At 29.3% G+C, this 26859-nt stretch carries 27 protein-coding genes and 1 tRNA gene; 7 read left to right on the top strand and 21 right to left on the bottom strand.

The features are described from left to right. Positions 1-1173 precede the first annotated feature (1173 nt). The gene (locus tag OC535_RS12880) at positions 1174-1371 is read right to left on the bottom strand and encodes a hypothetical protein (RefSeq protein WP_024722310.1); all 198 of its coding nucleotides are present in this window, start codon (positions 1369-1371) and stop codon (positions 1174-1176) included. Positions 1372-1410: 39 nt separating this feature from the next. Further along, a complete protein-coding gene (locus OC535_RS12875) occupies positions 1411-1551 on the bottom strand; it encodes a hypothetical protein (protein WP_498823997.1) in 141 nt (46 codons plus the stop codon). A 308-nt stretch (positions 1552-1859) separates the two neighbouring features. Here OC535_RS12875 and OC535_RS12870 point away from each other — a divergent pair, with 308 nt between their 5' ends. The 4 genes from OC535_RS12870 (at position 1860) to nrdD (ending at position 5919) form a co-directional block, all read left to right on the top strand. Next, positions 1860-2186, top strand: coding sequence for a LytTR family transcriptional regulator DNA-binding domain-containing protein (locus tag OC535_RS12870; protein ID WP_227053546.1), 327 nt, complete (start codon positions 1860-1862; stop codon positions 2184-2186). Between the two features lie 101 nt (positions 2187-2287). After that, positions 2288-3163, top strand: coding sequence for an ATP-binding cassette domain-containing protein (locus OC535_RS12865; protein WP_227053547.1), 876 nt, complete (start codon positions 2288-2290; stop codon positions 3161-3163). 4 nt (positions 3164-3167) lie between these two features. Next, entirely contained in the window at positions 3168-5408 is a 2241-nt protein-coding gene (locus OC535_RS12860; RefSeq protein ID WP_498823996.1) for a hypothetical protein, read from the top strand. A 232-nt stretch (positions 5409-5640) separates the two neighbouring features. Then, positions 5641-5919, top strand: coding sequence for an anaerobic ribonucleoside-triphosphate reductase (gene nrdD / locus OC535_RS12855; RefSeq protein ID WP_024722508.1), 279 nt, complete (start codon positions 5641-5643; stop codon positions 5917-5919). A gap of 23 nt (positions 5920-5942) precedes the next feature. On the opposite strand, the gene OC535_RS12850 is transcribed toward nrdD, so the two are convergent. The 12 genes from OC535_RS12850 to OC535_RS12795 all read right to left on the bottom strand — a co-directional run bounded on the left by OC535_RS12850 (position 5943) and on the right by OC535_RS12795 (position 17155). Then, the gene (locus tag OC535_RS12850; RefSeq protein WP_024722509.1) at positions 5943-6416 is read right to left on the bottom strand and encodes a GNAT family N-acetyltransferase; all 474 of its coding nucleotides are present in this window, start codon (positions 6414-6416) and stop codon (positions 5943-5945) included. Positions 6417-6500: 84 nt separating this feature from the next. After that, complete coding sequence (locus OC535_RS12845) at positions 6501-8339, bottom strand: ABC transporter ATP-binding protein (protein ID WP_498824015.1); 1839 nt, start codon at positions 8337-8339, stop codon at positions 6501-6503. Positions 8340-8355: 16 nt separating this feature from the next. Beyond that, on the bottom strand, positions 8356-10089 hold the full coding sequence (locus OC535_RS12840) for an ABC transporter ATP-binding protein (RefSeq protein WP_227052329.1): 1734 nt from the start codon (positions 10087-10089) through the stop codon (positions 8356-8358). Positions 10090-10140: 51 nt separating this feature from the next. After that, positions 10141-10569, bottom strand: coding sequence for a MarR family winged helix-turn-helix transcriptional regulator (locus OC535_RS12835; RefSeq protein WP_227052323.1), 429 nt, complete (start codon positions 10567-10569; stop codon positions 10141-10143). A gap of 84 nt (positions 10570-10653) precedes the next feature. Continuing rightward, the gene (locus tag OC535_RS12830; protein WP_024722513.1) at positions 10654-11415 is read right to left on the bottom strand and encodes a nitroreductase family protein; all 762 of its coding nucleotides are present in this window, start codon (positions 11413-11415) and stop codon (positions 10654-10656) included. 51 nt (positions 11416-11466) lie between these two features. Beyond that, complete coding sequence (locus tag OC535_RS12825) at positions 11467-13062, bottom strand: ABC-F family ATP-binding cassette domain-containing protein (RefSeq protein WP_227052322.1); 1596 nt, start codon at positions 13060-13062, stop codon at positions 11467-11469. A gap of 174 nt (positions 13063-13236) precedes the next feature. Beyond that, complete coding sequence (locus OC535_RS12820; protein ID WP_024722515.1) at positions 13237-13851, bottom strand: manganese catalase family protein; 615 nt, start codon at positions 13849-13851, stop codon at positions 13237-13239. Beyond that, positions 13815-14096: a spore coat protein CotJB gene (locus OC535_RS12815; protein WP_024722516.1), complete on the bottom strand. Its 282-nt coding sequence runs from the start codon at positions 14094-14096 to the stop codon at positions 13815-13817. Before OC535_RS12815 ends, OC535_RS12820 begins: the two co-directional genes overlap by 37 nt. Further along, positions 14096-14227, bottom strand: coding sequence for a spore coat associated protein CotJA (locus tag OC535_RS12810; protein WP_081721185.1), 132 nt, complete (start codon positions 14225-14227; stop codon positions 14096-14098). Before OC535_RS12810 ends, OC535_RS12815 begins: the two co-directional genes overlap by 1 nt. A 57-nt stretch (positions 14228-14284) precedes the next feature. Next, entirely contained in the window at positions 14285-14689 is a 405-nt protein-coding gene (locus OC535_RS12805) for a GtrA family protein (protein ID WP_227052321.1), read from the bottom strand. Continuing rightward, positions 14679-15635 (bottom strand): glycosyltransferase family 2 protein, encoded by a 957-nt coding sequence (locus OC535_RS12800; RefSeq protein ID WP_227052320.1) that lies wholly within the window; start codon positions 15633-15635, stop codon positions 14679-14681. Before OC535_RS12800 ends, OC535_RS12805 begins: the two co-directional genes overlap by 11 nt. Further along, positions 15623-17155 carry a glycosyltransferase-like membrane protein gene (locus OC535_RS12795; RefSeq protein ID WP_498823995.1) on the bottom strand — a complete coding sequence of 511 codons (1533 nt, stop codon included), beginning with the start codon at positions 17153-17155 and terminating at the stop codon, positions 15623-15625. Before OC535_RS12795 ends, OC535_RS12800 begins: the two co-directional genes overlap by 13 nt. Positions 17156-17353: 198 nt before the next feature. On the opposite strand from OC535_RS12795, the gene OC535_RS12790 reads away from it, so the two are divergent. Then, a tRNA-Trp gene (locus OC535_RS12790) sits at positions 17354-17427 on the top strand. Positions 17428-17576: 149 nt separating this feature from the next. On the opposite strand, the gene OC535_RS12785 is transcribed toward OC535_RS12790, so the two are convergent. Together OC535_RS12785 and OC535_RS12780 are read right to left on the bottom strand one after the other, a co-directional pair. Further along, complete coding sequence (locus OC535_RS12785) at positions 17577-18614, bottom strand: NAD(P)H-dependent amine dehydrogenase family protein (RefSeq protein ID WP_498823994.1); 1038 nt, start codon at positions 18612-18614, stop codon at positions 17577-17579. Positions 18615-18685: 71 nt separating this feature from the next. Next, complete coding sequence (locus OC535_RS12780) at positions 18686-19516, bottom strand: MerR family transcriptional regulator (protein ID WP_227052315.1); 831 nt, start codon at positions 19514-19516, stop codon at positions 18686-18688. A 384-nt stretch (positions 19517-19900) separates the two neighbouring features. Between OC535_RS12780 and OC535_RS12775 the strand changes: the two genes are divergently transcribed. Further along, on the top strand, positions 19901-21664 hold the full coding sequence (locus tag OC535_RS12775; protein WP_227052314.1) for an ABC-F family ATP-binding cassette domain-containing protein: 1764 nt from the start codon (positions 19901-19903) through the stop codon (positions 21662-21664). Positions 21665-21700: 36 nt separating this feature from the next. Here the strand turns inward: OC535_RS12775 and OC535_RS12770 are convergent, their stop codons facing one another. Genes OC535_RS12770 through ftsE form a run of 4 tightly spaced genes read right to left on the bottom strand, consistent with a single transcriptional unit; the run spans position 21701 to position 25402 of the window. After that, positions 21701-23071: a transglutaminase-like domain-containing protein gene (locus OC535_RS12770; RefSeq protein WP_498823993.1), complete on the bottom strand. Its 1371-nt coding sequence runs from the start codon at positions 23069-23071 to the stop codon at positions 21701-21703. An 11-nt stretch (positions 23072-23082) separates the two neighbouring features. Continuing rightward, the gene (locus OC535_RS12765; RefSeq protein ID WP_498823992.1) at positions 23083-23772 is read right to left on the bottom strand and encodes a GNAT family N-acetyltransferase; all 690 of its coding nucleotides are present in this window, start codon (positions 23770-23772) and stop codon (positions 23083-23085) included. 35 nt (positions 23773-23807) lie between these two features. Next, positions 23808-24719: a permease-like cell division protein FtsX gene (ftsX, locus tag OC535_RS12760; protein ID WP_024722523.1), complete on the bottom strand. Its 912-nt coding sequence runs from the start codon at positions 24717-24719 to the stop codon at positions 23808-23810. Beyond that, on the bottom strand, positions 24719-25402 hold the full coding sequence (ftsE, locus tag OC535_RS12755) for a cell division ATP-binding protein FtsE (protein WP_024722524.1): 684 nt from the start codon (positions 25400-25402) through the stop codon (positions 24719-24721). The genes ftsX and ftsE overlap by 1 nt, the downstream gene beginning before the upstream one ends. A gap of 162 nt (positions 25403-25564) precedes the next feature. Here ftsE and OC535_RS12750 point away from each other — a divergent pair, with 162 nt between their 5' ends. Next, positions 25565-25759: a hypothetical protein gene (locus OC535_RS12750; protein WP_024722525.1), complete on the top strand. Its 195-nt coding sequence runs from the start codon at positions 25565-25567 to the stop codon at positions 25757-25759. Positions 25760-26000: 241 nt separating this feature from the next. On the opposite strand, the gene OC535_RS12745 is transcribed toward OC535_RS12750, so the two are convergent. Continuing rightward, a complete protein-coding gene (locus tag OC535_RS12745; RefSeq protein WP_227052310.1) occupies positions 26001-26858 on the bottom strand; it encodes a YitT family protein in 858 nt (285 codons plus the stop codon). Position 26859: the final 1 nt, after the last annotated feature.

The raw sequence follows: 26859 nt of genomic DNA, 5'->3' as shown, positions 1-26859 counted from the left end.
ATAAAAATCTGTCAACTTCATCATCATTTTATTATTGTCATATTAACTTTAATATTATATAAAAACATTTTTCTTCCTTAACTAAAGGATTTATTTTTAAGCATGATAAACGATCTGTCATTAAAAAAATACATATCTATTTACTATTTGTCACGTTTTGTTTGCTTGAATAAACCAGCAATTATTACCACCACCAATATCCCTTTTTTAATTTCAAATTATTTTCTTTTTTACTATCACTCATTCCCGTTGTCCCAAAATATAATAACTACACATTACTTACAATAATAAGTAAAAAACATAACAAAAAGAAATTTTTTTGATGCCTCAAATTCATATTTGATTACTTTCTTATCATTTCTTTAATTTATTTTCCCTCCTTACCTATCTGATGAAATTAAAACTATTTAACGTTACCATAACTTATTTACATAATAAACAGAAGCATCATTTCTTTTAGCTGCTTTTCTTACCTTTACTATAACATAAAAAATAAAGATATTGTTCATTTCCCCATTTAATGGTTTGATATCCAATCGAACGGTCGTAATTTTTAAAAATTATCTTATTAATATGATTTATATTGATTTAAAAATAACTGATAAAATGCTTAAAATAAAAACTAATTAGATATCTAGCATAATATTTGATACTAAATGAGAAACAATTAAAAATTTTATTTTATTAATCATAGTATGACTACTAATAAAAGCGGATCATATTCATTTTTTCATCTTTTAAATGACTTATATAATGATCTCTTGCGTTTTATTATCTAGATATATCCACTTTCCATTATTAAAAATTAATTATTACTTGGTTAAAGCTGTTTCTTTTGGTACATAACTGTGAAAAATTTTTCACTATTTGCTTCTTTTTTCATTTATATACTTTGTTTCAACTGTCAATAATGTATCTCTCACAAGTTGTCCTTTTTCAATATTTCTATCATCTAATACTGATGTGATTTTTTAGATTTAAATATCATCCCCATAATTTTCATTAACATCTTTAAAATTTGTTTTATCAAAATAAATATAATTTAAATAAATCCTATTTTCATCAGCTGCAATAATCGTTTACCACTAATTGATAAAAGATAATCTCAGTTAAAAAAGCTGTAAACAAATCGTTACAGCTTATAAGATTCTAAATACTTTTCGTACTTTTAAATTAAATTTTAATTTTATTTTTGATTTTAATAACTATTCTTTTTATTAAAGAGTAATTTAAAATTATAATTATTCCAATCGTTAAAATAAAAGCAAGCCAATTATTGATAGCATTATTTTCATATAAATAACGTATAAGGATAATGAAAATAAAGGAGAATACTAGCAATAATATATTTAAAATATTATTTTTTTTCATTTACACAACCTCCTTTAATTAACTTCATCTTTAATAATATTATAATGGCACTACTTTATATTCCCAATATCCAGTATTACAAGGTCCTGAATGTCTTGGCTCACACCCTGGAATATAATCCTGAATAAATCTACCAGTCAGCTCATAACGTGCCTTGGGTTTTCCTGATGTTCCTAACATTTTTAAAACAACTCTACTTTGCAACAACATTAATAGGGGGTGTTAGTAATGATCAATGAACATCTAGTGAGTAAACAGCTAATACTTATTTCCATCTTTTCTATCTAACTTCATTAATTAGATCATAATGCAAAAAAAGAAATTTTTTTGATACTTCAAATTCATATTTAATTACTTTCTTATCATTTCTTTTAGCTGCTTTTCTTACCTTTACTATAACATAATAAATAAAGATATTGTTCATTTCCCCATTTAACGGTTCGATATCCAATCGAACGGTCATAACTTTTAAAAATTATCTTATTAATATGATTTATATTGATTTAAAAATAACTGGTGAAATACTTGAAATAAAAACTGATAGTATTATATATTGTATGTATTTAGGCGATATGAATATCGCCGTAATATTTGATGATAGACAAGCAATAATCAAAAATAAAACTTTAAAAAGTTTATTAAGGATTTTGGGAAATGATTTTATTTGTATTAATCGTAGTGTGATTATTAATAAAAAGAAGATTTTAAAAATATTTAATAACCAGCTTTATTTAAAAGGTGTTAATTGTTTGTTTGAAATCAGTCGTCGTAAAAAGAGTTTAGTATTAAAAGCTTTCTATGAAAAAAACTTTTAATACCGTTTAATTAGATATCTAACCATTAAAAGGGGAAATTAATAATTTTTCCTTTTTTTATGCTATAGTGAAAATAAATTAGTTAGATATGGAGGTAGACTATGAAATTAGAAATCCAACAGCTGACAAAATCATATGGCAGTTTATTAGCTCTAAATGACATCAATCTCACTCTGACCCCAGGAATTTATGCTCTGCTAGGATCTAATGGTGCTGGTAAGTCAACCCTTATTAATTTATTAACTGGCAATTTAAAACCAAATAAAGGCAAGATCTTATATAATGGTAAAAATATTAATGATTTAAAGAAAGATTATCGTGCTATATTAGGTTATATGCCTCAGCAGCAGGAATTATATGAACAATTTAATGCTTATCGATTTTTAAATTATATGGCTGCTTTAAAGGGAATGGATGCTAAAACAGCTAAGATGGAAATCGAAAATGTTTTAAAAATAGTAAATTTACAAGATGATGCTCATCGTCTTTTAGGACAATATTCAGGCGGGATGAAGCAAAGAATCCTTATTGCCCAGGCAATCATGAATCAACCCAAAATCATCATTTTAGATGAACCTACAGCTGGGCTTGATCCTAAAGAACGGATTCGAATCAGAAATATTATTTCTAAAATAGCAAGAGAAAAGATCGTTTTATTTGCTACACATGTAGTATCTGATATTGAACATATTGCTAAAGAAGTCATTCTTATGAAAAATGGCAAACTGTTAGACCATCGCTCACCATTAGAATTTTGTAAAACTATCCAAGGAAAAGTCTTTGAGTTATCGATTCAGGAAGAGGAATTAAAAAAAGTACAAGGTGAATTTCTTATCAGCAATATTTCACAACAGGCAAATGGTTTATTAGTACGGATTTTAGCGAATCAAAAACCTCTTCAATATCAATATATTGAAGCTGTTGCAAATCTTGAAGATGTATATTTATATTATTTCAGTGATGAAATGAAGGACTAATATAATGTCAATATTTTTGCAAGAATTCTATAAAATCTTTAAAAATAAAACATGTATCCTGGTACTTATTATTGCCCTTTTATTAAATATCGGTCTATTATTAGCAACTAATCCTAATAAATATTATAGTAGTGATGCTTATCAAAAAAGCTACAATAAAATAAGTAGTTTAAGTGATAACAAAAAAGGTGAATATATTGATGAATATTATCAAGCTGTGATGTCTAATAATATTGATAATTATAAATATACTAATAGCTTTATGGGAGAGATGGAACTATTTAATAACTATCGTAATCAATGGAATACCCTAACTTCTTATCCTGAACTGCGTATTGCAATAAAACAAAGTGCTCAAGAATCAAAAATAGCTATTTTTAAAAATCAAAGTGATTTTCAAAAAAGAGATGCCAGCAAAACCATAAATGATTATCAGTCATTAGATAATGTAAAATTGACCTTTACTAATGTTAAAGCATTTGAAAATATTATCGATTTTATTCCTACTGATCTTTTAGCACTGATCTTTATTTTCTTTATTATTAGTACCCTTCTCATCTATGAAAAAGAACACCAGCTTTTCTTTTTATTAAAATCCACTAAAGAAGGTCGAACCGGCTTGATTCGTGCTAAAACTTCTGTAATTCTCTTTACAACGATTTTAACTACTATTTTATTTTGGAGCAGCAATATCTTTATAAATTACTTAAAATATGGTTCTATCCCTTTATCAGTAAGCATTCAATCAATTACCAGTTTTACAACTTCTACATTAGCTATTTCATCTGGACAATACTTACTTATATTCTTTTTATCAAAAATATGTATTTACTCATTATTAGCAATGATATTTTTATTCATAACATTAATATCAAAAAGAACGATTGAAATATATATTTTAACTATTCTTTTATTAGGCTTAGCACTTACTTTCTATTTAGCAATACCCGCCAGTTCAAACTTCAGCCTTTTAAAACATACCAATATCATTCCTTATCTCCTTGTCAATCCCATCTATCAAAATTATTTAAATCTTAATATTCTTGGTTATCCTATTAATATCATAAATATCTTTTGGTTTATCACGATCATTTTATTATTACTTTTTATTTTTTTAAATATCTATTTATTTTCTAAAAATAAAACTGCCGATACTTTAAAATCATTTCATTTAAATAGAAAAAAAAGATTTAAAGCAAATGTAAGTATCTTTTACCATGAATGTTATAAATTATTTATCATCCAAAAAGGACTTATAATATTAGTAATATTTAGTATTGCTGTTTCATGGTTTACGATCAATCTAAACTATGATGTCACAACTGATGAATATTATTATCAAAATTATATGAAGATATTAGAAGGTCCCTATGATCAAGAAAAACAAAAAATCATCGAAAAAGAAACACTTCGTTTTGAAGAACTCCATCAACAAAGTCTGCAAGCTGAAAATGATTTTCAGTCTGGTAAAATCTCAGAAAACGAAAAAAATGCAATTACCAACTACATTTCCAGTCAGTTAATCAGTGAACACGCTTTTCAAAAAGTTTTAGAACGAATTGATCATATAGCAAAACATCCAAATTACCCAATTATCTATGAAACTGGATACTTAGAATTATTCGGAAAAAGCTATGTCGGTTATAAAACAGATTTTACTTTAAGTTTATTTTTAACTCTAACTATCATTATTCTATTTGCCCCATTTATTGCAAATGAATATTCCTCAGGCATGATACAACTGATCAACGTCCAAAAAAACAGCCAAAAAGAAGTATTTAAACAAAAATGGAAAATATGTTTTATCATTACGACCTTATGCACTTTTATTACCTATCTTCCACAATTATTTATCCTCTTACAACGTTACGGTTTAACTTATCTATTTACCTCTAATCATGCAATTCTAGAATTAGCCAAGATAAGCTTTTCTATGCCACTGATCATTCAAATCATTTTACTTTATATCCTTAGATTATCTATGGCTTATATCACAGCAGGATTTACTTTTATAATTTCTCAAATACTAAAAAACACTTATCTTGCTTTATTATTACTTTGTAGTATCTTTGTTTTACCTTTAGGAATCGGAATTATTGATATTTCGTTTATAAATTATATATCTTTAAATAGTTTATTTTCTGGAAATCTTATTATCAATGAATTTTCTTTCTTCTATATAGTTATCTTATTTATGATGGTATTTATTATTTTATATAAAGGCAAAAAACGAAATCTATTTTAAAAGATTTCGTTTTTTATAATAAGATCACTTAGTTCAATGTTATGACTAATATCATTATTACATTCATATAATATAGTGGTGATAGCATGAAATATATGTTTAAAAAAATAAATCAAGTTCTTTCGATCATTCTTTCAATGATCATCTTTATGATTATTTGTTATTGGCTGTAATGATGCATTTTAGATGTTAAATAAATTTTAAACTGCTATAATATTTTTGAGGTGATATTATGGAAGATTTTAACAATGTTCAAGTAAAAGTAAAAAATGGTTATATGGATGAAGAGGAAATTCAAGCATATATAAAATATTTGGAAAATAAGTTTCCTAATGAAACATTAAAGTCTCTTTCAATTTCAATTGATGGTGATGAGGTGGATCTAGATTATGTTTTCCAGCCTCAAAACTTTGAAAGAATTAGAAGAATCACAGGATATTTAGTTGGAACACTTGATCGTTTCAACGATGCTAAAGCAGCTGAAGAAAAAGATCGTGTCAAACATGCATAAAAAAACTACATCCAGTAGTTTTTTTATTTTCCTAATTCTTTTAACGTTTCTCCGGTAATTCGATATACTGTCCAATCTTTCATCGCTTTAGCACCTAATGATAAATAGAAATCAATACTTGGCTGATTCCAATCTAAGCACCACCATTCTAAGCGACCACATTTTCGCTCAACTGCTATTTTAGCCAGCTGTTTAAACAAAGCTTTACCATAACCTTTGCCACGATGTTCAGGTTTGATATATAAATCTTCCAAATATATCCCTGAGCGTCCTAAAAAAGTCGAAAAATTATGGAAGAACAAAGCAAAGCCAATCTCTTTTCCATCTTTTAAAGCAAAAATTACTTCGGCTTTCTTTTTTACAAATAACCACTCATTCAATAATTCTTCAGTAGCAATAACTTCATCAAGCATCTGTTCATATTTTGCTAATTCCTTAATAAAATATAAGATCAATGCTGTATCATTACTATTAGCATATCTAAATGTTAATTCCATCACATCATATCCTTTCATTCACTTATACTGTACCATTAATTTATTCCTTTAACAATAATGGATAGGCTAATACCTATCCATATCTTAATCTAATTCTAAACCACCTGTGTATAACTGGTAATAAGTTCCTTTTTCTTTTATTAATTTATCATGATCACCACGTTCAATGATTCTTCCTTGATCAAGAACCATGATTGCATCAGAATTTTTGATCGTTGATAAACGGTGCGCAATTACAAATACGGTACGTCCTTCCATCAATTTATCCATTCCACTTTGAACGATACTTTCAGTACGCGTATCAATACTTGATGTTGCTTCATCCAAAATCAATACTGGTGGATTAGCAACTGCTGCTCTAGCGATTGCTAGTAACTGACACTGACCCTGAGATAAACTTGAACCATCACCGCTAAGAACTGTTTGATACCCATGCTCTAAATGCATGATAAATTCATGGGCATTAGCAAGTTTAGCTGCGGCAATACATTCTTCATCTGTTGCATCTAGTTTTCCATAACGAATGTTATCCATGATCGTTCCGGTAAATAAATGCGTATCTTGTAATACGATTCCTAAAGATCTTCTTAAATCAGCTTTTTTAATTAATTTGATATCAATACCATCATAAGTAATCGATCCTTTTTGGATATCATAGAAACGATTGATCAAATTAGTAATCGTTGTCTTACCAGCTCCTGTAGCCCCAACGAAAGCAAGCTTTTCACCAGGTTTAGCAAATAAGTTCATATCATATAAAATTGTCTTATTATCATTATAACCAAAGGTTACATCATGAAAACGAACATCTCCGGCTAAACGAACATATTCAATTGAACCATCAGGACGTTTATGTTCCCAAGCCCAGATACCGGTGCGGTAATTTACTGGTGATAAAGTTCCATCTTCATTTTCTTTAGCATCTACTAAAGTAACATGACCCTCATCAACTTCAATCTCTTCATCCATCAAAGCAAAGATTCTTTCAGCACCAGCTAACGCCATTAAAACCATGTTGATTTGTTGCGAGATCTGACTAATTGGCTGATTGAACGAACGGTTTAGTTGTAAGAAAGAAGCAAGGGTTCCTACGGTTAGATCCATATAACCATTGATTGCTAAAACACCACCAACAACCGCTACTAAAACGTAACTTACATACCCTAAGTTTCCAATCAAAGGCATTAAAATATTAGCGTATTTATTAGCTTCATAAGCACTTTCAAATAATTCTTCATTAACTTTATCAAAATCAATCTTTGCTTCTTCTTCATGAGTAAAGACTTTGACAACCTTTTGTCCTTCCATCATTTCTTCAACAAAACCATTGACTTTACCCAAATTAGTTTGTTGAGCAAAGAAATATTTACCACTTCGATTTGTTACATACTTAGAAACTCCAAGCATTACACATACCATAATAACACTAATGATCGTAAGCGGAATACTCATAACCAGCATCGAAACAAAAACACAGATAATCGTTGTTGCTGAAACAATTACTTGAGGAATACTTTGAGAGATCATTTGTCTTAAAGTATCCGTATCGTTAGTATAAATAGACATAATATCACCATGGTTGTGGGTATCAAAATAACGAATCGGTAATTGTTCCATATGTTCAAACATTGTATCCCTGATTTCTTTTAATGAGCCTTGAGATACATTGATCAACAATTTATTAAAAGTATAAGTTGCAATAACACCAATTGCATATATAGCTACCATTTTTAAAATGGCATTCAATAACGGATTAAAATCCGGATTAACTGTATTAAGATAAGGAGTAATATAATCATCAATTAAACTCTTAATAAAGATCGATCCCATAACACTAGATAAACTGCTAATAATAATTAATAAAAGAATCACTATACAAGTATTACGGTGTCTAGAGATAACAAAATTAAATAATCTTTTCATTGTTTTTCCACGATTATTATTCACTTAAAGTTCCTCCCTTCTTTTGGGTTTCAAAAATTTCACGATAAATATCACTTGTTTTTAATAATTCATCATTAGTACCCATAGCACTAATTTTTCCATCATCTAAAACAATAATTAAATCAGCATCTTCAACCGAACTAATTCGTTGTGCGATGATCAACTTAGTAGTTCCAGGAATAACTTCTTTAAAAGCTTTACGAATCAAAGCATCAGTTTTAGTATCAACAGCACTAGTAGAATCATCAAGAATCAAGATTTTTGGTTTTTTAAGCAAAGCTCTGGCAATACACAATCTTTGTTTCTGTCCTCCTGATACATTTGTCCCGCCTTGTTCAATATATGTGTCATATTTATCTGGGAAACGTTGAATAAATTCATCAGCCTGAGCTAACTTACAAGCTTCCATGATTTCTTCATCAGTAGCATTTTTATTACCCCAGCGAAGATTTTCTTTGATCGTTCCAGAAAATAAGACGTTCTTTTGTAATACCATGGCAACTTCATTTCGTAATGTCTCTAAATCGTAATCACGAACATTTTTACCACCTACAAGTACTTCGCCACAAGTCGTATCATACAATCTTGGAATCAATTGGACAAAAGTTGACTTAGCACTACCAGTTCCGCCAATAATACCAATGGTCTGTCCAGATTTAATATGCACATCTACATTACTTAAACTGATTTCTTCTTGATCATCATAGTATGAAAAACTTACATTATTAAAATCAATTGATCCATCTTTGATTTCATAATCAGGATTTTCTGGATTATGCAAAGTTGATTCTTCATTTATTACTTCACAAATACGCTGTGCTGAAGCAACTGACATAACTACCATGACAAAAACCATAGAAAACATCATCAAACTCATTAAAATCATCATCACATAAGTAAATAAACTAGTAAGCTCACCGGTAGTTAAGCTGCCACCAACAATTAAATGTGCTCCAAACCAAGAAATTCCAATAATACATGCATATACTGTCAATTGCATTAATGGTTGATTGAAAACTAAATAATTTTCAGCTTTTACAAATAGTTTATATATTAAAGATGATGTCTTTTTAAATTTTTCATCTTCGTAATCACCACGAACATAAGCCTTAACAACTCTAATTCCATTGACATTTTCCTGAACTGAAGCATTTAAATCATCATAAGTATTAAATACTTTTCTAAAATAAGGATGAGCCCGTGTCATAAAAAATGTCAAGACAATTCCTAAAAAGATAATTGCGATCACAAATACAAAGGCAATTTTAACATTGATCGTAAAAGCCATGACCATCGCAGAGATCATCATTAATGGTGCTCTAATACATGCTCTAATAATCATTTGAAAAGCATTTTGAACGTTTGTTACATCGGTCATCATACGAGTAACTAAACCAGCCGTTGAGTATTTATCAATATTTGCAAAAGAGAAATTTTGAATATTGTAATACATTGCCTTTCTTAAATTTTTAGCAAATCCTGTTGAAGCTTTAGCTGCATACTTTCCTGCTAGGCCTCCTGCTGCTAAAGAAACAAAAGATGCTAATAACGTAATAATTCCTAATTTAACGACCATATCCATATCTTTTACAGATATTCCCTGATCGATGATCATTGCCATTAAAAACGGAATTATAACTTCTAAAACAACCTCTATAATAACTAATAATGGTGTTAAAATAGTAGCTGTTTTGTACTCTTTAATCTGAGCTATAAGTGTTTTTAACATTTACATACCTCCTAAATATATAGCGTGCTATGAATTAGTTTAAAATAAATATTAAGAAGCACTTCTTAATATTCTGATTAGATATTCGTTTAATCTATCTATTTCTTCTGGAGTCAAAGAACTAACTAACTGTTCTTCCGCTTCTTTAAAAGTTTTTCGAATTTCTTTATCTAATTCAATAGCTTTTTTAGTAACTTCAATATATCTAATTCTTGCATCATGTTTACAAGTAACTCGCCTAATTAAATCTTTTGCTTCTAAACGATTTAAGATTCCAGTTACTGTAGGATTTGAAATATCCAATATTCTTTCAAGATCTTTTTGATTTAATTTCTCATTTTTTTCTCGAGCTTTAAACAAACTAACTAGTGTAAAAGTTTGTGCAGCCGTTAAACCAAAATGTTCAAATTTTCTATTTAGACGCTGCTCTTGAAGAATATGAACTTGTTTAATTAAAAATCCAGTCTTTTTATTAGGCATTGTATACCTCCTTAAATAGATAGCATGCTATATATTATATTCATAATAAATTAAATGTCAACCCTTAAATAAAGAAAAAGAATCCTAAGATTCTTCATCCTCTTTTCCCCATTGTTCAAACCATAGTTTAGATGAGCGGGTCATCTCCTCAATAAACGGATTAGTCCATTTACGGTTATAAATATCGTCAACATATCCCTTGCCACCGCTTGTTTTATTAGCTTTAATTGCGCGATCATCAAACATTGCAACTAATTTTTCTGATGAAAATCTTTCATATTTATCAGTACTTACAATATATTTAGAATCAAAGCGTACTGGTTTTGGTCTTCTTTTTTGTTGATCAGTAGGATATCCCATCACCAGCATGGCAACAGGTGCACAATATTGTGGTAAATTTAATAACTCCCGATGATATTCATACTGTTCGATGATGTCACCAATAAAACAGCTGCCAATTCCCATACTTTCGCCAGCAACAACAGCATTTTGTGCTGCAATCAGCGCATCACTATAAGCCAATAAAAAATCGCCATAAGATGGTTCTCTGACTTTTTCATTATCATGATAATATTTAAAAGCATCATACCATTTTTGATAATCGGCAACAAAAATCAATACTAGTGGTGCTTTTGCAATAAATGGCTGATTATCACAAGATTTAGCCAGTTTATCTTTAATTTCTTGATCTTGAATATCAATAATTGAATATAAAGTCATATTTCCGGCTGTTGGTGCCTGAATAGCTGACTCTAATATTAATTGTTTTTTTTCTGGTTCAATTTCTTTGTCTTTATAAACTCTAACCGATTTTCGTTCAAATAATTCTTTAACTGTACTATTCATACTGCTCCTCCTTGTAAATATTATACAAGAAAAAACAAGTAGTACAATGATCTACTTGTTTTTTTCTTTATATTCTAGATATTCATCATAAGTTGATAAACGGTCTAAAATACCATTTTCATTAAATTCAATGATTCGATTAGCAATCGTCTGTACAAACTGATGATCATGACTAGTAAATAAAATATTTTCTTTAAAATTGATCAATCCTTGATTTAAAGCCTGAATCGATTCCAAATCAAGATGGTTTGTTGGTTCATCAAGAACTAAAACATTAGCTTCAGCCATCATCATTTTAGCTAGCATACATCTAACCTTTTCACCTCCAGATAAGACAGAAGCTTTTTTTAGTGCTTCTTCACCAGAGAATAACATTCTTCCCAGCCAGCCCCGTAAATCTTGTTCATATTCATCTTTAACTGAAAATTGCCGGAGCCAGTCTACCAAAGATAGATCACAGTCATTAAAAAACTTTGAATTATCTTTAGGAAAATATGATTGTGAAGTCGTTACACCCCATTGGAATGTTCCTTCGTCAGGTTCAATTTCTCCCATAATGATTTTAAAAAATACTTCTGTTGCTTTTACATCACCAACAAATGCCACTTTGTCTTTAGGATTAATTGAAAAACTAACATTGTTCAACAATTTCACACTATCAACTGTTTTAGATAAACCTTCTACTTTTAAAACAATATTTCCAACTTCACGTCCCGGTTTAAAGGCAATGAAAGGATAACGGCGAAGTGATGGTTTTATATCCACCATTTCTAAATTATCTAATAATTTTTTTCTCGATGTCGCCTGCTTAGCTTTAGAAGCATTAGCACTGAAACGAGCAATAAATTCTTCTAATTCTTTTTTCTTAGCTTCAGCTTTTTTATTTTGATCTTTAGCCTGCTGTAATTGCAATTGGCTATATTCATACCAAAAATCATAGTTACCAACATATAATTGGATTCTTGAATAATCAATGTCAGCGATATGAGTACAAACTTTATTTAAAAAATAACGGTCATGGCTAACAACGATAACAGTATTTTTAAAATTCATCAAAAAGTTTTCTAACCAGCGAATACTATCTAAATCTAAATGGTTAGTCGGTTCGTCTAATAAAAGAACGTCTGGATTACCAAACAAAGCTTGAGCAAGTAATACTTTAACTTTTTGATTACCATCTAATTCTTTCATTTTCAATTCATGTAATTCATTTGTGATTCCTAAACCATTTAATAGAATTTCTGCATCGACTTCCGCATTCCAACCATCCATTTCTGCGAATTCACCTTCAAGCTCACCTAATCTAATTCCATCTTCATCATTAAAATCAGGTTTTGCATATAACTTTTCTTTTTCTTGCATGATTTCATAAAGATGCTTATTACCCATAATTACAGTTTCTACGACACCTTTTTCATCATATGCAAAGTGATCTTGTTTTAAAACGGATAAACGTTTATGTGGTTCTAAAATAACCTCACCTTTATTGGGTTCAATTTCACCTGCTAATATTTTTAAAAAAGTACTTTTACCAGCACCATTAGCCCCAATGATTCCATAACAGTTTCCTTCTGTAAATTTAACACTAACATTTTCAAATAAAGCTCTATCGCCATATCTTAAAGATACATTTTGTGTAGATATCATTATCATAACTCCTTTTTATTAAAGTCATATTATTATGTCATAAAGTCATGATTAAATCAATATAATTTATTATTTCACTTAATTTTAAGCAAATAAGTGCACTAAACCTGATCAATAAAATTTAATATATGTAAAAGATGTCATATTTTTAAAATATAACATCTAACTTTATATCTAGTTACATCTTTTTTTACCATTTGTAAATGCTGGATTATATTTATAATAATTTTGTGAATCTAAACGTTTTTTCACTAATTCTAAAGCTTCAGCAAATCTTTGATAGTGAACGATTTCCCGTTCTCTTAAAAAACGAATTGGTTTTCTAACTTCTTCATTATCAACAAGCGCCAAAATGTTATCATAAGTTGTTCTTGCCTTTTGTTCAGCTGCCATGTCTTCAGTTAAATCTGTAATCGGATCACCTTTAGACTGGAAGTATGCAGCTGTAAATGGTACACTGCTGGCACCTTGAGGATAAATTCCTAACGTATGATCAACAAAATATTTATCAAATCCTTGAGCCTTGATTTCATCAATTGTTAAATCTGTAGTTAATTGATATAAAATAGCACTGATGATCTCAACATGAGCTAGTTCTTCAGTCCCAATATCCGTCAACAATGCTTGTATTTCTGGATAAGGCATCGTATAACGCTGTGAGATATATCTAAGTGCTGCAGCTAATTCACCATCAGGACCACCCAATTGATCGATGATCACTGCAGCTGCTTTAGCATCAGGCTTTGTAATATTTACTGGATATTGCAAGCGTTTTTCATACAACCACATTTTCTGTCACCTTCCCATGGCCAAGGAGCCTTTAAATAACCGTTTTGGTAAGCATCTAGTTCACGATTAGTTAAAACATTTCCCTGTTTACGATATTCTTTTTTAGCATTTTTCAAACGTGTTGCAGCTTCATTAAAATATCTCATTGCTTCTTCATCACAAGGATGAGTATCTAAAAATAATGAAGCTTCTTGAACAGCAAAATCCAGCATCATGATTTGCATTAATAAATCATCGTTATTCATTATTGAAGCTCACCCCATGGTAAGTCCAATTCTTCAAAGATCGTTCCCGTATGAAAAGCTTTCATAATCGGATATATTTTTCTAAACTTTTGATATTTGATCGATGAAATCGCTAATTCCAATTTATTCATTTTATTCCTCCTTCTACTCTACCATATGAATAAAATCAGATTTAGCCTGGGTTATTATCATCCCTTAAAAATAATTAACTTACTAAAAATATAATTCATGATGATCACTAAAACATTAGAAGCAATTTTAATTATCAAATCATTGAAACCTAACCAGGTACAAAATACTACCATAATTATTAAATCAATTAATCCTGTCGTTAAACGACAGCCTACAAAACGAGTAAATTCAATCAAAATCTCTTTTAGTTTATTTCTATTAGAATTAAATACCCATATCTTATTAGTGACATATGCAAAAAGTACTGATAAAGCCCAAGCAATTATCGTACTTATAGAAACAGCCAGCTTAAATCCATGTCCGCATATATAATATACGATTATATTGACAAATGTCGTTCCAGCACCAAAAACTAAATATAAGATCATTTCCCGATATTTTCGATAATATTTATTGATCATTCGTTTCACCTAACCAGTTTGCAACATGATAACGTGGCCGTCTTTTAACTTCGATATATACTTTACCAACATATTCACCAATCAAGCCAATTCCAAACAACTGTACGCCGCTTAAAAACCAAATCGAAATCATCAATGAGGCCCAGCCTGCTACACTATGACCATTTATGTATGAAAATAATGTATAGATGATTGCTAAAATGGAACAAAACATAATTATAAGTCCTAATAATAAAATCATTGTAATTGGTTTTATACTAAAAGAAGTAATTCCATCAAAAGCAAATGAAAGCATCTTTTTTAACGGATACTTAGATTCTCCTGCCATTCTTTCTTTACGCGAATAATATACACAGTCAGTATTTAAACCAAGTAATGTAACTATTCCTCTTAAAAATAAATTTCTTTCTGGATATTCTTTCAAAAACTGTAAAGCTCGTTTATCTAGTAAACGAAAATCAGCATGATTATAAACAGACTTCACTCCTAAAAAGTGCATTACTCGATAGAAAGACTGCGCTGTAACTCGTTTAAATGCAGTATCACTACTACGATCATCTCTAACACCATAAACTATATTACAGCCTTGATAATATTTATCGATCATTTGTTCAATCACATTAATATCATCTTGAAGATCAGCATCTATTGATATTGCCATATCACATTTATCACTTACGTGATGCAATCCTGCAAGTAACGCATTTTGATGCCCAACATTACCTGCCAAATTTAAACCTTGTAAATGTTTAAAAAGCTTAAAATTATCTTCAATAATCTGCCAGGTATTATCTTTACTACCATCATTTACATAAATAACATAACTTTCTTTAGCTATTTTTCCTTTTTCAATCAATGATATAATTAACTGTTCTAATTGTTTGATCGTTGTTGCAAGAACTTCTTGTTCATTATAACAAGGTACCACGATTGCTAATGTATCCATAATAATTTCCCCCTCTTTATTATTTTTTCATAAAATATCATTCCATCTAAAACCAAAATATTAAACACTGGTAAAAAATTTACCAAATACTTTGGTTTAGATTCCCAAATCAGTAAAAATAACATTAAGCCAAATAATAAAATTCTAAGAAAACTTAATAAATCTAATTTTTCTTTTCTAAAACCACTAACCATTGATAACACAAGCATTACTAAAATAAAAATGTTATAACTATTCGCTAAATATATCGTTTTATTTATGTATTTTCCATCTTTTGCTAATAAATTATAGCCTAATGAATCTGTATTTAGCGGTTTACGAGCCAGTAAAGAAACTGAGTAATATGTTCCATCATTATAAGTGTAATTTATTTTAGTTCCTAAATGCCCAATTAAACCACTAAATCCATAATTATTTAATCTTTCACCAATCATTTTGATTGCCGCTTCCTGCTTAGCCTCTTTTCCAATGATCGACTTAGAATAATTATAGTCTTTACGATTAAATCCTCCGGTTTTATTTAATGCCATCATTATCCAATGAACATACGGCAAAGCCTCTGCTTCATAATCTAAATCATTAAAAAGATTAGTACTATCGATCATCTTATTATATGCTGTCATCGAAGTAATAAATGAAACTACTACTAATGCAATAATAACAAGCTTTTTTATTCCTTTATTTGTAAATAGATAGTGCAGAATAACAGCAGCCAGCAAGATCAAGATCGTTGCTTTTAATTCAAAACCAATCAATGCACAAATCCCAATCAAAACCGCTTCCAAATATTTTTCTTTGAGATTCATCGTTTGATTCATTTTTATATATAATAAAACAATTAATGAGCCCCAAATCATTGGATATGTGTCAGTATAAAAGATCAGCACGTAAGTATAGATTGGTAAACAAAACATCGTTAAAATCATATACATAACAACCATATTACGACTGAATAATCTTTTTACACTAAAATAATTAATTACTAGTGGGATATCGATCATCAACATATTAACAAAACAGCTCGCCGTTACATAATCACTAATATGAAAGCAGCCTAAAATCTTATATATCCCTGTCAACATTAATAACATTAAATTATTATTTGTATAAGTACTAAAATAAGATATATTAGTAATTTGACTTTTACTCGTCGCTAAACGAATAGCTTCACGGTGAACTACACCAAAATCCCAGCTCGGTTCAACCTTAATAGCATAAATACTATATAATTGTAGTCCTACAATTACAATCGCAATAATAGATAAAATCAAATAATATCTCTTTTTATTCTCTAAATCGATCTGTTTTATCTTTTTATACAAAAAATACATTAAAACAAAAACTAAGATAATCACTATGGGAACAATAAGCATATTATATTTATTATCCAAATTATAAGAACTAAAATAGACACCACCGATTTCAAAATAGATCGTAATTGTCATAATTACACTCATCAACAAAATAGTTCCTAAACAATGTCCCAATTTATTTATCACTATAGATAGTTTTTCATCCATGATTACACTCCCTTAGTTATAAAACATACGTTGCTTATTATAAACCATGTTTTATACTCATTCAATAATAAAAATCTTATGATTTTCTTAAGATTTTTATAATATTCTTCAATTAGACAAATACCTATTTTTTAAAACATTTAATTTTTTTATTTACAAGTTTATAAAGATATGTTATTATAATAGAGCAGTTGAAATAGAGGTATAGTTCAATGGTAGAATACCGGTCTCCAAAACCGTTGATGTGGGTTCGACTCCTACTACCTCTGCCAGGATATAAACAAACGGCTTGATAGCCGTTTTTTAATTATTCAAAATTCTTTGCGGTAATCGCTTTACATTCTCTTAAAAGCATTTTACTAAAAAACTAACAGTAAATATATTATCTGTTAGTTTTTTGAGTCTAAATTTTTAAAAACTATTATTCATCACAATACAAATGCATTGGATATGACAAATATTCTAATTCATCTAATTTTTCAACTGTTATATATCCTGCTGGAGCTAATAAAACTGAAGGAATACGATTAACGATCGTTGCACATGTATGTTCTACAGTAGCTGGTTTTTCAACATAAAAAGTGACATCTGGTTCGCCAATGATTTTCCAATCACACATATCACCATCATCAGGTCCATACACTTTTCCAATACATTGTGTTTCTATTATTGGTCCTTGGAAGGTTTCTGTTGTTACTACTGCTGACATTCCAATACAATTGCCTTGAGGAATAGTTTCCTGCAAAGTTTCTGAATACAAATCACGATCATAAAAATAAGGCACACATTTTTGGGTCTGTGATTTTATTGTCCAGCCCATTTTATTACATAATGCTTCATTTGAATTCCATACATAAGAAGGCTCCAAAGTTTCAGGATGAGCTAATTCTTTTTCAAACTGTTCTGATGTAAAACCAGCCCCATGAGCTTTTGCAAGAGCTAAACCATAATCTTCGACATTATAAGAAACAGCTCCTTCAATTTTTTTGATCTTATGAACACCACCAGCTACTGCACCGATCATATTGATCCAATACATATCCTGCATTCCCGAACCAACGATAGTACATCCATTTTCTTTAGCAAGTTCATCCAATTTATTAGTAAGTTTACTAGCGGTCGTCCATGGATAAATTGCTTCTTCACATGTAGTAATAACGTTAATTCCCCGACTTACACATTTTTCAAAATGTGGATAACAATCTTCAACAAAACTAAATAATGTAACTACTGCAATATCTGGATCACACTCATCCAAAACCTTATCAGCATCATCACTGATAGTGACACCAAGATTAAATCCAAGCTGGGCAAACTCACCAACATCTTTACCGACAACTTCAGGATTGACATCGATCGCACCTACGATTTCAGCACCTTTTTCGTATAGATAACGAATAATATATTTTGCCATTTTTCCGCATCCATACTGAACTACTCTAACTTTTTCTTTGTTCATATTAATTACCTCCGATACTTTTAGTATAAACTTTATGGTTACCATAAAGTCAAGTATTTGTAATTCTATTTTTAAATTTTAACGGGAACCTGCAGTCTTAAATACATATTTCGTTTTTTATCGTTAAATATCAAGATATCATTTAAGCTTTCGCATAAATAATCCCCGATTATTGTATAATTTTTAGCTTCTATTTCATCAAATAATTTACAAGCATATTCTTTTTCATTAGTGAAATCATCACAATATATACATAAATACATACTTGCAGGAATTGTTTCTTTTTTTAAAACTACTTTATTTTTATCATTAATAAAAACAAAAATCTCACTTGAAATAAATTCTCTTTTTTCAACATGTTCTTTTCTTAAAATCGTTCCCGGATTAAAGAAAATAGTTGGTGGTAAATTTTGTTTAATTAAATCATCTTTAAACTCTCTTAACAAACTTTCATAAACATCTAAATCATAATCATAAATATTAATTTTTTTATCTACGTAAAGCATCGTTCGTTTATTAATAAATTCTAAAGTTATCATACCGGCTTTAGGAGCTGCTTTAAACAGCTCAAATGAATCGATCGTTCTTTGAATTGCTTCTTTTTGTTCCCTTAAATGTTTAATTTGTAGATCAATTTGTCCTTTGCTTTCTTCTAGTTTCTCTTGCAATAACGATAAATCTCTATAATCAAAAACCTCTTTTATTTCTTTTAGAGTCATTCCTAAATTTTTTAAATATTGTATAATATCGAGTCTTGCTGATTGTCCAATATCATAAAGCCGATAACCATTTTTTTCGTCAACATAAGCAGGTTTAAATAACCCGATCTTATCATATAACCTTAATGTTTGTTCACTTACATTATTTAATTTTGCCATTTTACCAATTGTATAACGTTTCATTTATATCACCAAAAAGATTATATCAAGAATAAAGTTTTTCAGTAATCAAGATTATAATATTTGTTTATCTATATCATCATAAAAATAGATCATATTATTTCAAAAAAGTAATAGTAACTAAAAAAGGTTAAAGATTTTCATCTTTAATCTTTTTTTACACTTTTTTCATTTTAATCAATAATAAATTTTTTATTTGAACCTATATCTTGTATATTAATATACTCTATACAGCAATAACTGCTTATATCTTACAAGATGTTAGCTAGCCATACTATCTAGTCAAAATAATAACCGTTTTAGTTATCAACATATAAAATCACTTTTAATTACTCATTTACAAATATTGATTACATGATAGAATATAGTTAATTTAAGGAGAATCGTATGTTAATAAGTGTAAATAATTTATCTAAAACAAATGGAATTAAAAATATTGTTGATCGTGTCTCATTTTCAATAGAAGAAACTGATAAAATTGCTTTGATTGGTATTAATGGTACTGGTAAAAGTACTTTATTAAAGATCATTGCCGGCATTGAAACTTATCAAGGTGACATTATTCAAAAAAAAGATCTACAAATATCTTATCTACCACAAAATCCTGATTTTAATTCCCATAATACCATCATTAAACAAGTCTATGAGATGATCGACCAAAATAAAGTCAATGAATATGAAGTTAAAGCAATTTTAAATAAATTAGGTATCACTAATCATGATCAATTAATTAAAGAATTATCAGGTGGACAACAAAAACGTGTTGCTCTAGCAATTACTTTATTAAAACCCTGTGACTTATTAATTCTTGATGAACCAACTAACCATTTAGATAATGAAATGATCGAGTATTTAGAAAAATATTTGATCAAGTCTAACAAAGCTATTTTTATGGTTACTCATGATCGTTATTTTTTAGAAAGAGTTACAAATAAAATCATGGAAATTGATCGTAGCAAGATATATGAATATGAAGCTAACTATTCTAAATTCTTAGATTTAAAAGCAAAACGTGAAGAAGAAGCCTTAGCTAGTGAACGGAAAAGAAAATTGTTTTTAAAGAAAGAACTTGAATGGGTGCGAGCTGGAGTTCAGGCTAGAACAACTAAAAGTAAAGAAAGATTACAACGCTTTGAGCAATTAAATAGTATTGCAGATATCCAAACGATAAATCAAGTTGAAATGATCAATACTGCTTCAAGACTTGGTAAAAAAACGATCGAGCTTAAAAATATTAGTATGCATTATGATAATTTAACTTTATTTAATAATTTTTCTTATTTATTTAAACGAACTGACAGAATTGGAATTTTAGGAGTTAATGGTTGTGGTAAAAGTACTTTACTAAAGATTATCGCAAAAGAATTAAATCCAAGTAATGGTGAAGTTATTTATGGTGATACGATCAAAATCGGTTATTTTAAACAAATGAGCGATGACCTTGATGAAAATATGCGAGTTATTGATTATATTAAACAAACGAGTAATGATTTAAAAACTTTAGAAGGAACTTTCAGCGCTAAACAAATGTGTGAACGTTTTTTATTTGACTCAAGTTTACAACATACGTATATTTCTAGATTATCTGGTGGTGAAAAAAGACGTTTGTATTTATTAAATATATTAATGCAGGCACCTAATGTTTTATTATTTGATGAACCAACTAATGATTTAGATATTACAACGTTAGCAATCTTAGAAGATTATTTAGATAGTTTTAATGGTATTGTGATCACGGTTTCTCATGATCGTTATTTTTTGGATCGTATTTGTGATGCTTTATTTATTTTTAAAAACAAACAAATAACTTATTGTAATGGCGGTTATAGCAGTTATGTTAATATTGATGATAAATCATCTAAAGCTAAGGGGGATGGTGCCCTTAAGTATAAAGAGCAAAAAAGATTACAAAAACAAAATCAAGTACGTTTATCTTCTAAAGAAAAACAGGAACTAGAATCAATGGAAAGTATTATTTTAGACTTAGAAGAACAAATTGAAATATTTAACGAACAAATGAATGAGTATCAAAATGATTTTAAAAAACTAACTGAGCTATCTAATCAACGTGATCATTTAACAGAACAATTAGAAGCCAAAAATGAACGCTGGTTAGAATTATTAGAAAAACAAGAGAAAAGTCAAAATTAAATATTTCAAAGGGAAGCCTGCGGCTTCCCTTATTAATTATAATTTTTTAATATCCATCACTTCTAAATGCAAATCATAATCATTTAAATATAACCCTCGATCTTCATATTCAGCTTCACCGGTTTGATTATCATAAGGATCCTGACGAATAAAATTTTTGGCAGGATATAAATCATATTGATATTCACTATTGGCAACCATTCTAAATGGATCTAAATGACCAAAATAATACTGCCATCTTTCTTTATCACCGTTACGATAAGCCGCTCCACCAAACGAACAATCAGCATACAGCCAGCCATATGGAGCTACATAGAATCGAGCCCAATCATGATTACCAATATCGTATGGAGTTACATAAAGACCTGCCTGCCACATCGCCGGAACACCAACATAGCGGCATAAAGTGATAAATAATAGAGCCTGAACGCCACAATCACCTTTACCGCCTAAAGCAGCATATTCGGGAATATTAGGAATTGTATAATAGTTGCGAACAAATGAATATGTAATATGGGTAGTAATATATTCATAAATCAATTTAGCTTTAATTAAATTATTGGTTTCATTTTTAATGATCTCTTTTGCTAATGATTTTAAATATGGTGTAAAAACAATATGTGGAGCTTGCTCATGTAAATAAAATTTTGGTTGATCATTTAAAACTTTTTGATAATCAAGCTCCTGATATTCAATCATATTATCATATTCATATTCAACATAAAATTCTTTAATATCATCAATGTTTTCTTCAAAATAAACCGTTCTTTGAGGATGATCTTTTTCATTTAAAGAACGATATTGGGGTGTTGTTTTTAATAATTTAAAATTACTTATTTGACAATTTTCTAATGGTACAGGTAGATGAACTCTAATCATTTTATCAGTATCCCTAGTCTTGATCTTCATTCCCGTCTTCAAATGAAAATGATAAGCTAATTTACCTTTTTCTTTTATTTCCTTTATTGCATTATTTAATAACGCAAAATTAGTTTCACGACTTTTTATCTTACTAGGATCTTTTAATCTTTTTACATAATCATTACGCGTTTTAATTATATTATCAAAAAAATCATCTCTAAACTGTGCCTTCCCTTCAACAAAGATCCACTCTACCGCATTTTCATCCTGTAGCTGTTCTAACTCGGCATCTTTAAAATCAATAAAATTATCATGACATATTTTTAAAGCATCTTGATAAGCCAAAGGATATTCCTTAGGCATTCTTTTAATTATTTCTTTTTCATGAAGCAGTCTTTTTTTCAATGCTAAAGGAATATCTTTAGCAAGTTTTGCTTCAATAACTTTATTCATCTGTTTAAAACTGCCATGCCACTTTAATTTTAATAACTCTTCTGGCAAAGGGATCTGTAAATATTTTAAATCATTAAATTCATACTTTTCCATAGTTTTCTCCTTTACATATACCAGGTAATTATATCATCAGCTCGTTTAAATCCTAACTTTTCATGAAATCTCATCGAAACTGTATTTTCAAGCTCAACTTGCAAATAGATTAGTTCATTTTTCTTTAACGCTTCATTAATCATATATGTTTCTAACATTCTTGCAATTCCCTTACGGCGATATTTCGCTATCACTTCAACAAAACCAATCGATCCTTCGTCATGAATTCCAGCAAATCCAACAATTTTATCCTGATCAAAAGCACCGATAAAAACATTTGTCTGAATGCGGCTTTGTAAATATTTTTCATCGACTAAAGTTGAATAATTTTGCCTAATAAAATCATAATACTCCATCCCAATTTTTCTTATTTCTATTTGTGGAACTTTAACAATTTCAACATCATTTTTTAAATACCCATACTGATATGCCACAATTTTTTGATCAAGATCAAATTTTTCTTTGATAAGATCGTGGTAATGATCATTATGAACAGCCAGCATATTACAATTATCAAGGTCATTCAATAATTGACATCCTAAATCAGAATCCTTAAGTGATAGCATATACATATCACCAAATTTTAACATTATCCCTTCATTACCAAAATAAATGATCTTAGCACCGTGATCAATAGCATAAATTAAATCAAGATTATTAAGATAATCTTGATTTAAAAATTTTAGAATTTCTCTTTTCATTTAACTTTCTTTTCAAAAAAGCAGGTCAATACCTGCTAAAATTTTAAGAATCGTCTGATTGAAACAAAACTTCCAACCAATCCAACTCCAGCGCCTAAAAGTGCTAAAACTAATGAGAAATCACGGATAAACGGCATTGGCGCTTTCAACGCTAACATCGCTGACATAAACATTCCACCAGTATAATCATAAATCATTCCATAACCATACACTAAAACGATGATCGGAATAATCGATCCAAACAAACCAATCAACATTCCTTCTAACATAAATGGAATTCGAATATACCAGTTACTAGCCCCAACCATTCGCATGATACTGATTTCTGTTTGACGAGCTGTAATCGTAATTTTGATCGTATTAGCAATCATAAATAATGCTACTATTGCTAAGGCAACAATAAAAATCGTTCCCCCTGTTTGAATCGTTTGTAATGTTTTTACCATATCCTGTGTCGATTCACCACCATAATTAACTGTGCTGACTCCAGAAATATCTCTAATTTTTTTAGAAATACTAGCTAATTTTGAAGCATCTTTAGCTTCAACTTCATAAGCTGAACCAAGCGGGTTATCTTCTCTAAATGATTCAAATAACTGTGCTCCATCTTCACCTTGTTTTTCAATCAATTTATCTAATTCTTGATCTTTAGTAAAAAAAGTGACTGATTTAACATCTTTAATAGCCTTTATTTCCTCACCTACCGCCTGTTCAGCAGTACTATCAATATCACGGTCTAATTTAACATAAATTCTTACTCCCTCTTCAATATTCAAACTCATATCTTGAATATTTAAAGCCAGTACTCCAATTACCCCAATTAATACTAAAGTAATTGTAACTGCAAATATTGATGAAAATGACATTACACCATTTCGCCAAATATTTTGCAAAGCTGTTTTAAAATGCTTAGGGAGGTTTCTAATACAACTAATTAATTCATTCATTAGATTTCATAACCTCCTAAACTAGTATCAGCATTGACACACCCATCTTCAATTAAAATAGTTCTTTTTTTGTGTTCCTGAACGATTTTACTATCATGAGTAACTACTAAAACCGTAGTGTGCTGCTGTTCATTGATTCTTTCTAATAAATTAATAATCTCTTTTGAAGTTTCCGGATCAAGATTACCAGTCGGTTCATCTGCAATCAATACTTTCGGTTTATTAACGATCGCTCTAGCAATTGCTACCCGTTGCTGCTGTCCTCCTGATAATTCATGAGGAAAAGCATTGACCTTATCTTCAAGTCCAACTAACTCTAAAGTAGCTCTAACACGACGACGAATTTCAACTCGAGGTGTATCAATCACCTCTAAAGCGAAAGCAACGTTTTCAAAAACTGTCTTTTTAGGCAATAATCTAAAATTTTGGAATACAACTCCAATATTACGACGAAAATACGGTACCTTGCGATTCTTTATCTTTGAAACATCACGCCCTACAACTTCTACTTTACCAGATGTTGCTTTTTCTTCACGATACAACAATTTAATAAAAGTTGATTTTCCAGCACCAGTAGTTCCGATAACATACACAAATTCACCTGGTTCAATCGTAAGATTCATATTATTTAATGCTCTTACACCAGTCTTATATATTTTTGTTACATTAGTAAGTTTTATCATATATTTTGCCGTTTTTTTCGACTGTCTCCTTTCTTTCTATGATCTGTTTTGAAGTATCTTATACTTCGAGACTCATTATAGCACATTTTGACGAATAAGGGGACAATTAGTATTATTATCTCGATAATTTTATGGTACAATAGAAATTAAAGAGGTGACAGTATGAAAAAAAAGTGTCCTATTTGTCAAACTGAATTAAATACAAACTGCTATGTAAAAGATAATGGTACCGCAGCTTTAAGCTATTTAGAATTAATTATAAAAAATGATAATTTAAAGAAAAAAAATTATGAGCTTAAATGTCGTTACTGCTCTAATTGTGGACATGTGGAATTTTATATTGATTTAAATAAATAATTTTTAACTAGCAGAAGTATAGAAGTTTGCAAATAAATATTATGACTAAAAATTTTTATGTAAAAATGATAATCTAAGATAACATAAAATCATAATGATTATCAGATAAAATGGGATCTACTCTGATCCCAATTTTTTATTATCATATACACGAAAGACTATTTAATTGATAAAATTTTTATAAAAAAGTCACTAAAAAGTGACTTAAAACAATATCCTTTATTTTCATACCAAATAAAAATTACAATTCAACTGGTGGTAAAGTAAAACCACGTCCTTTAACACTATGTGTTTCATTACTAATAATAAAAGCAGTTGGATCAATATCTAAAACCATCTTATTTAAAAGATGCAATTCTCGTTTAGAAACGACAGACATGACTGCATATTGATTTTTTTGATAATATCCTGTCGTGATCTTTAATAATGTACAGCCCCGATTTATATCATCAAATACAACTTTACGAATCTCTTGCCATTTTGGAGAAATCACTGTTACTTGAACCTTTGTTTCACCAAGCATGATTACTTTATCCATTACGATCGTTGTAATAATAACAACTGTAATTCCATATAAAACCTGCTCAATTGAGATAGGACAAAAAATAACTTGAAGTAACAAAATAACACAATCAAAAATATTTATCAACCAGGCTATCGAAACTCCCGTTTTTTTATTAACGATCAGTGGCGGAATATCCATTCCACCAGTGCTGGCACCAACTCTTAAAACTAATCCTAAGCCAAGACCAATACAAAGACCAGCATATAAAGTTGAAAGTAAAGCATCATTAGTAATACTAGCTAATTCAGAAACTTTTTCTAATATCGCTAAAAAAGTTGGGTATAAAATAGTACTTAATAAAGTTCCTAATGCAAATTTTTTACCTAAATATATATAACCAATAATAAACATTATGATATTTATTACATAAACAGTATAGGAAATATTAATACCGGTCAATGATTTTATCGCAATTCCTATTCCTGAAGCACCACCGGTAATCAAACCAGCCGGAGTGATAAAGGCACAAATTCCTAACGCTAAAATAAAATTACCAATAATAATTATTATTGTCTCATAAATACTTTTTTTCATC

Source organism: Clostridium sp. Marseille-Q5894 (assembly GCF_946902305.1).
In the GTDB taxonomy this organism is placed as follows: Bacteria; Bacillota_I; Bacilli_A; order Erysipelotrichales; family Coprobacillaceae; genus Thomasclavelia.
This window is presented reverse-complemented; position numbering and strand designations above follow the sequence as displayed.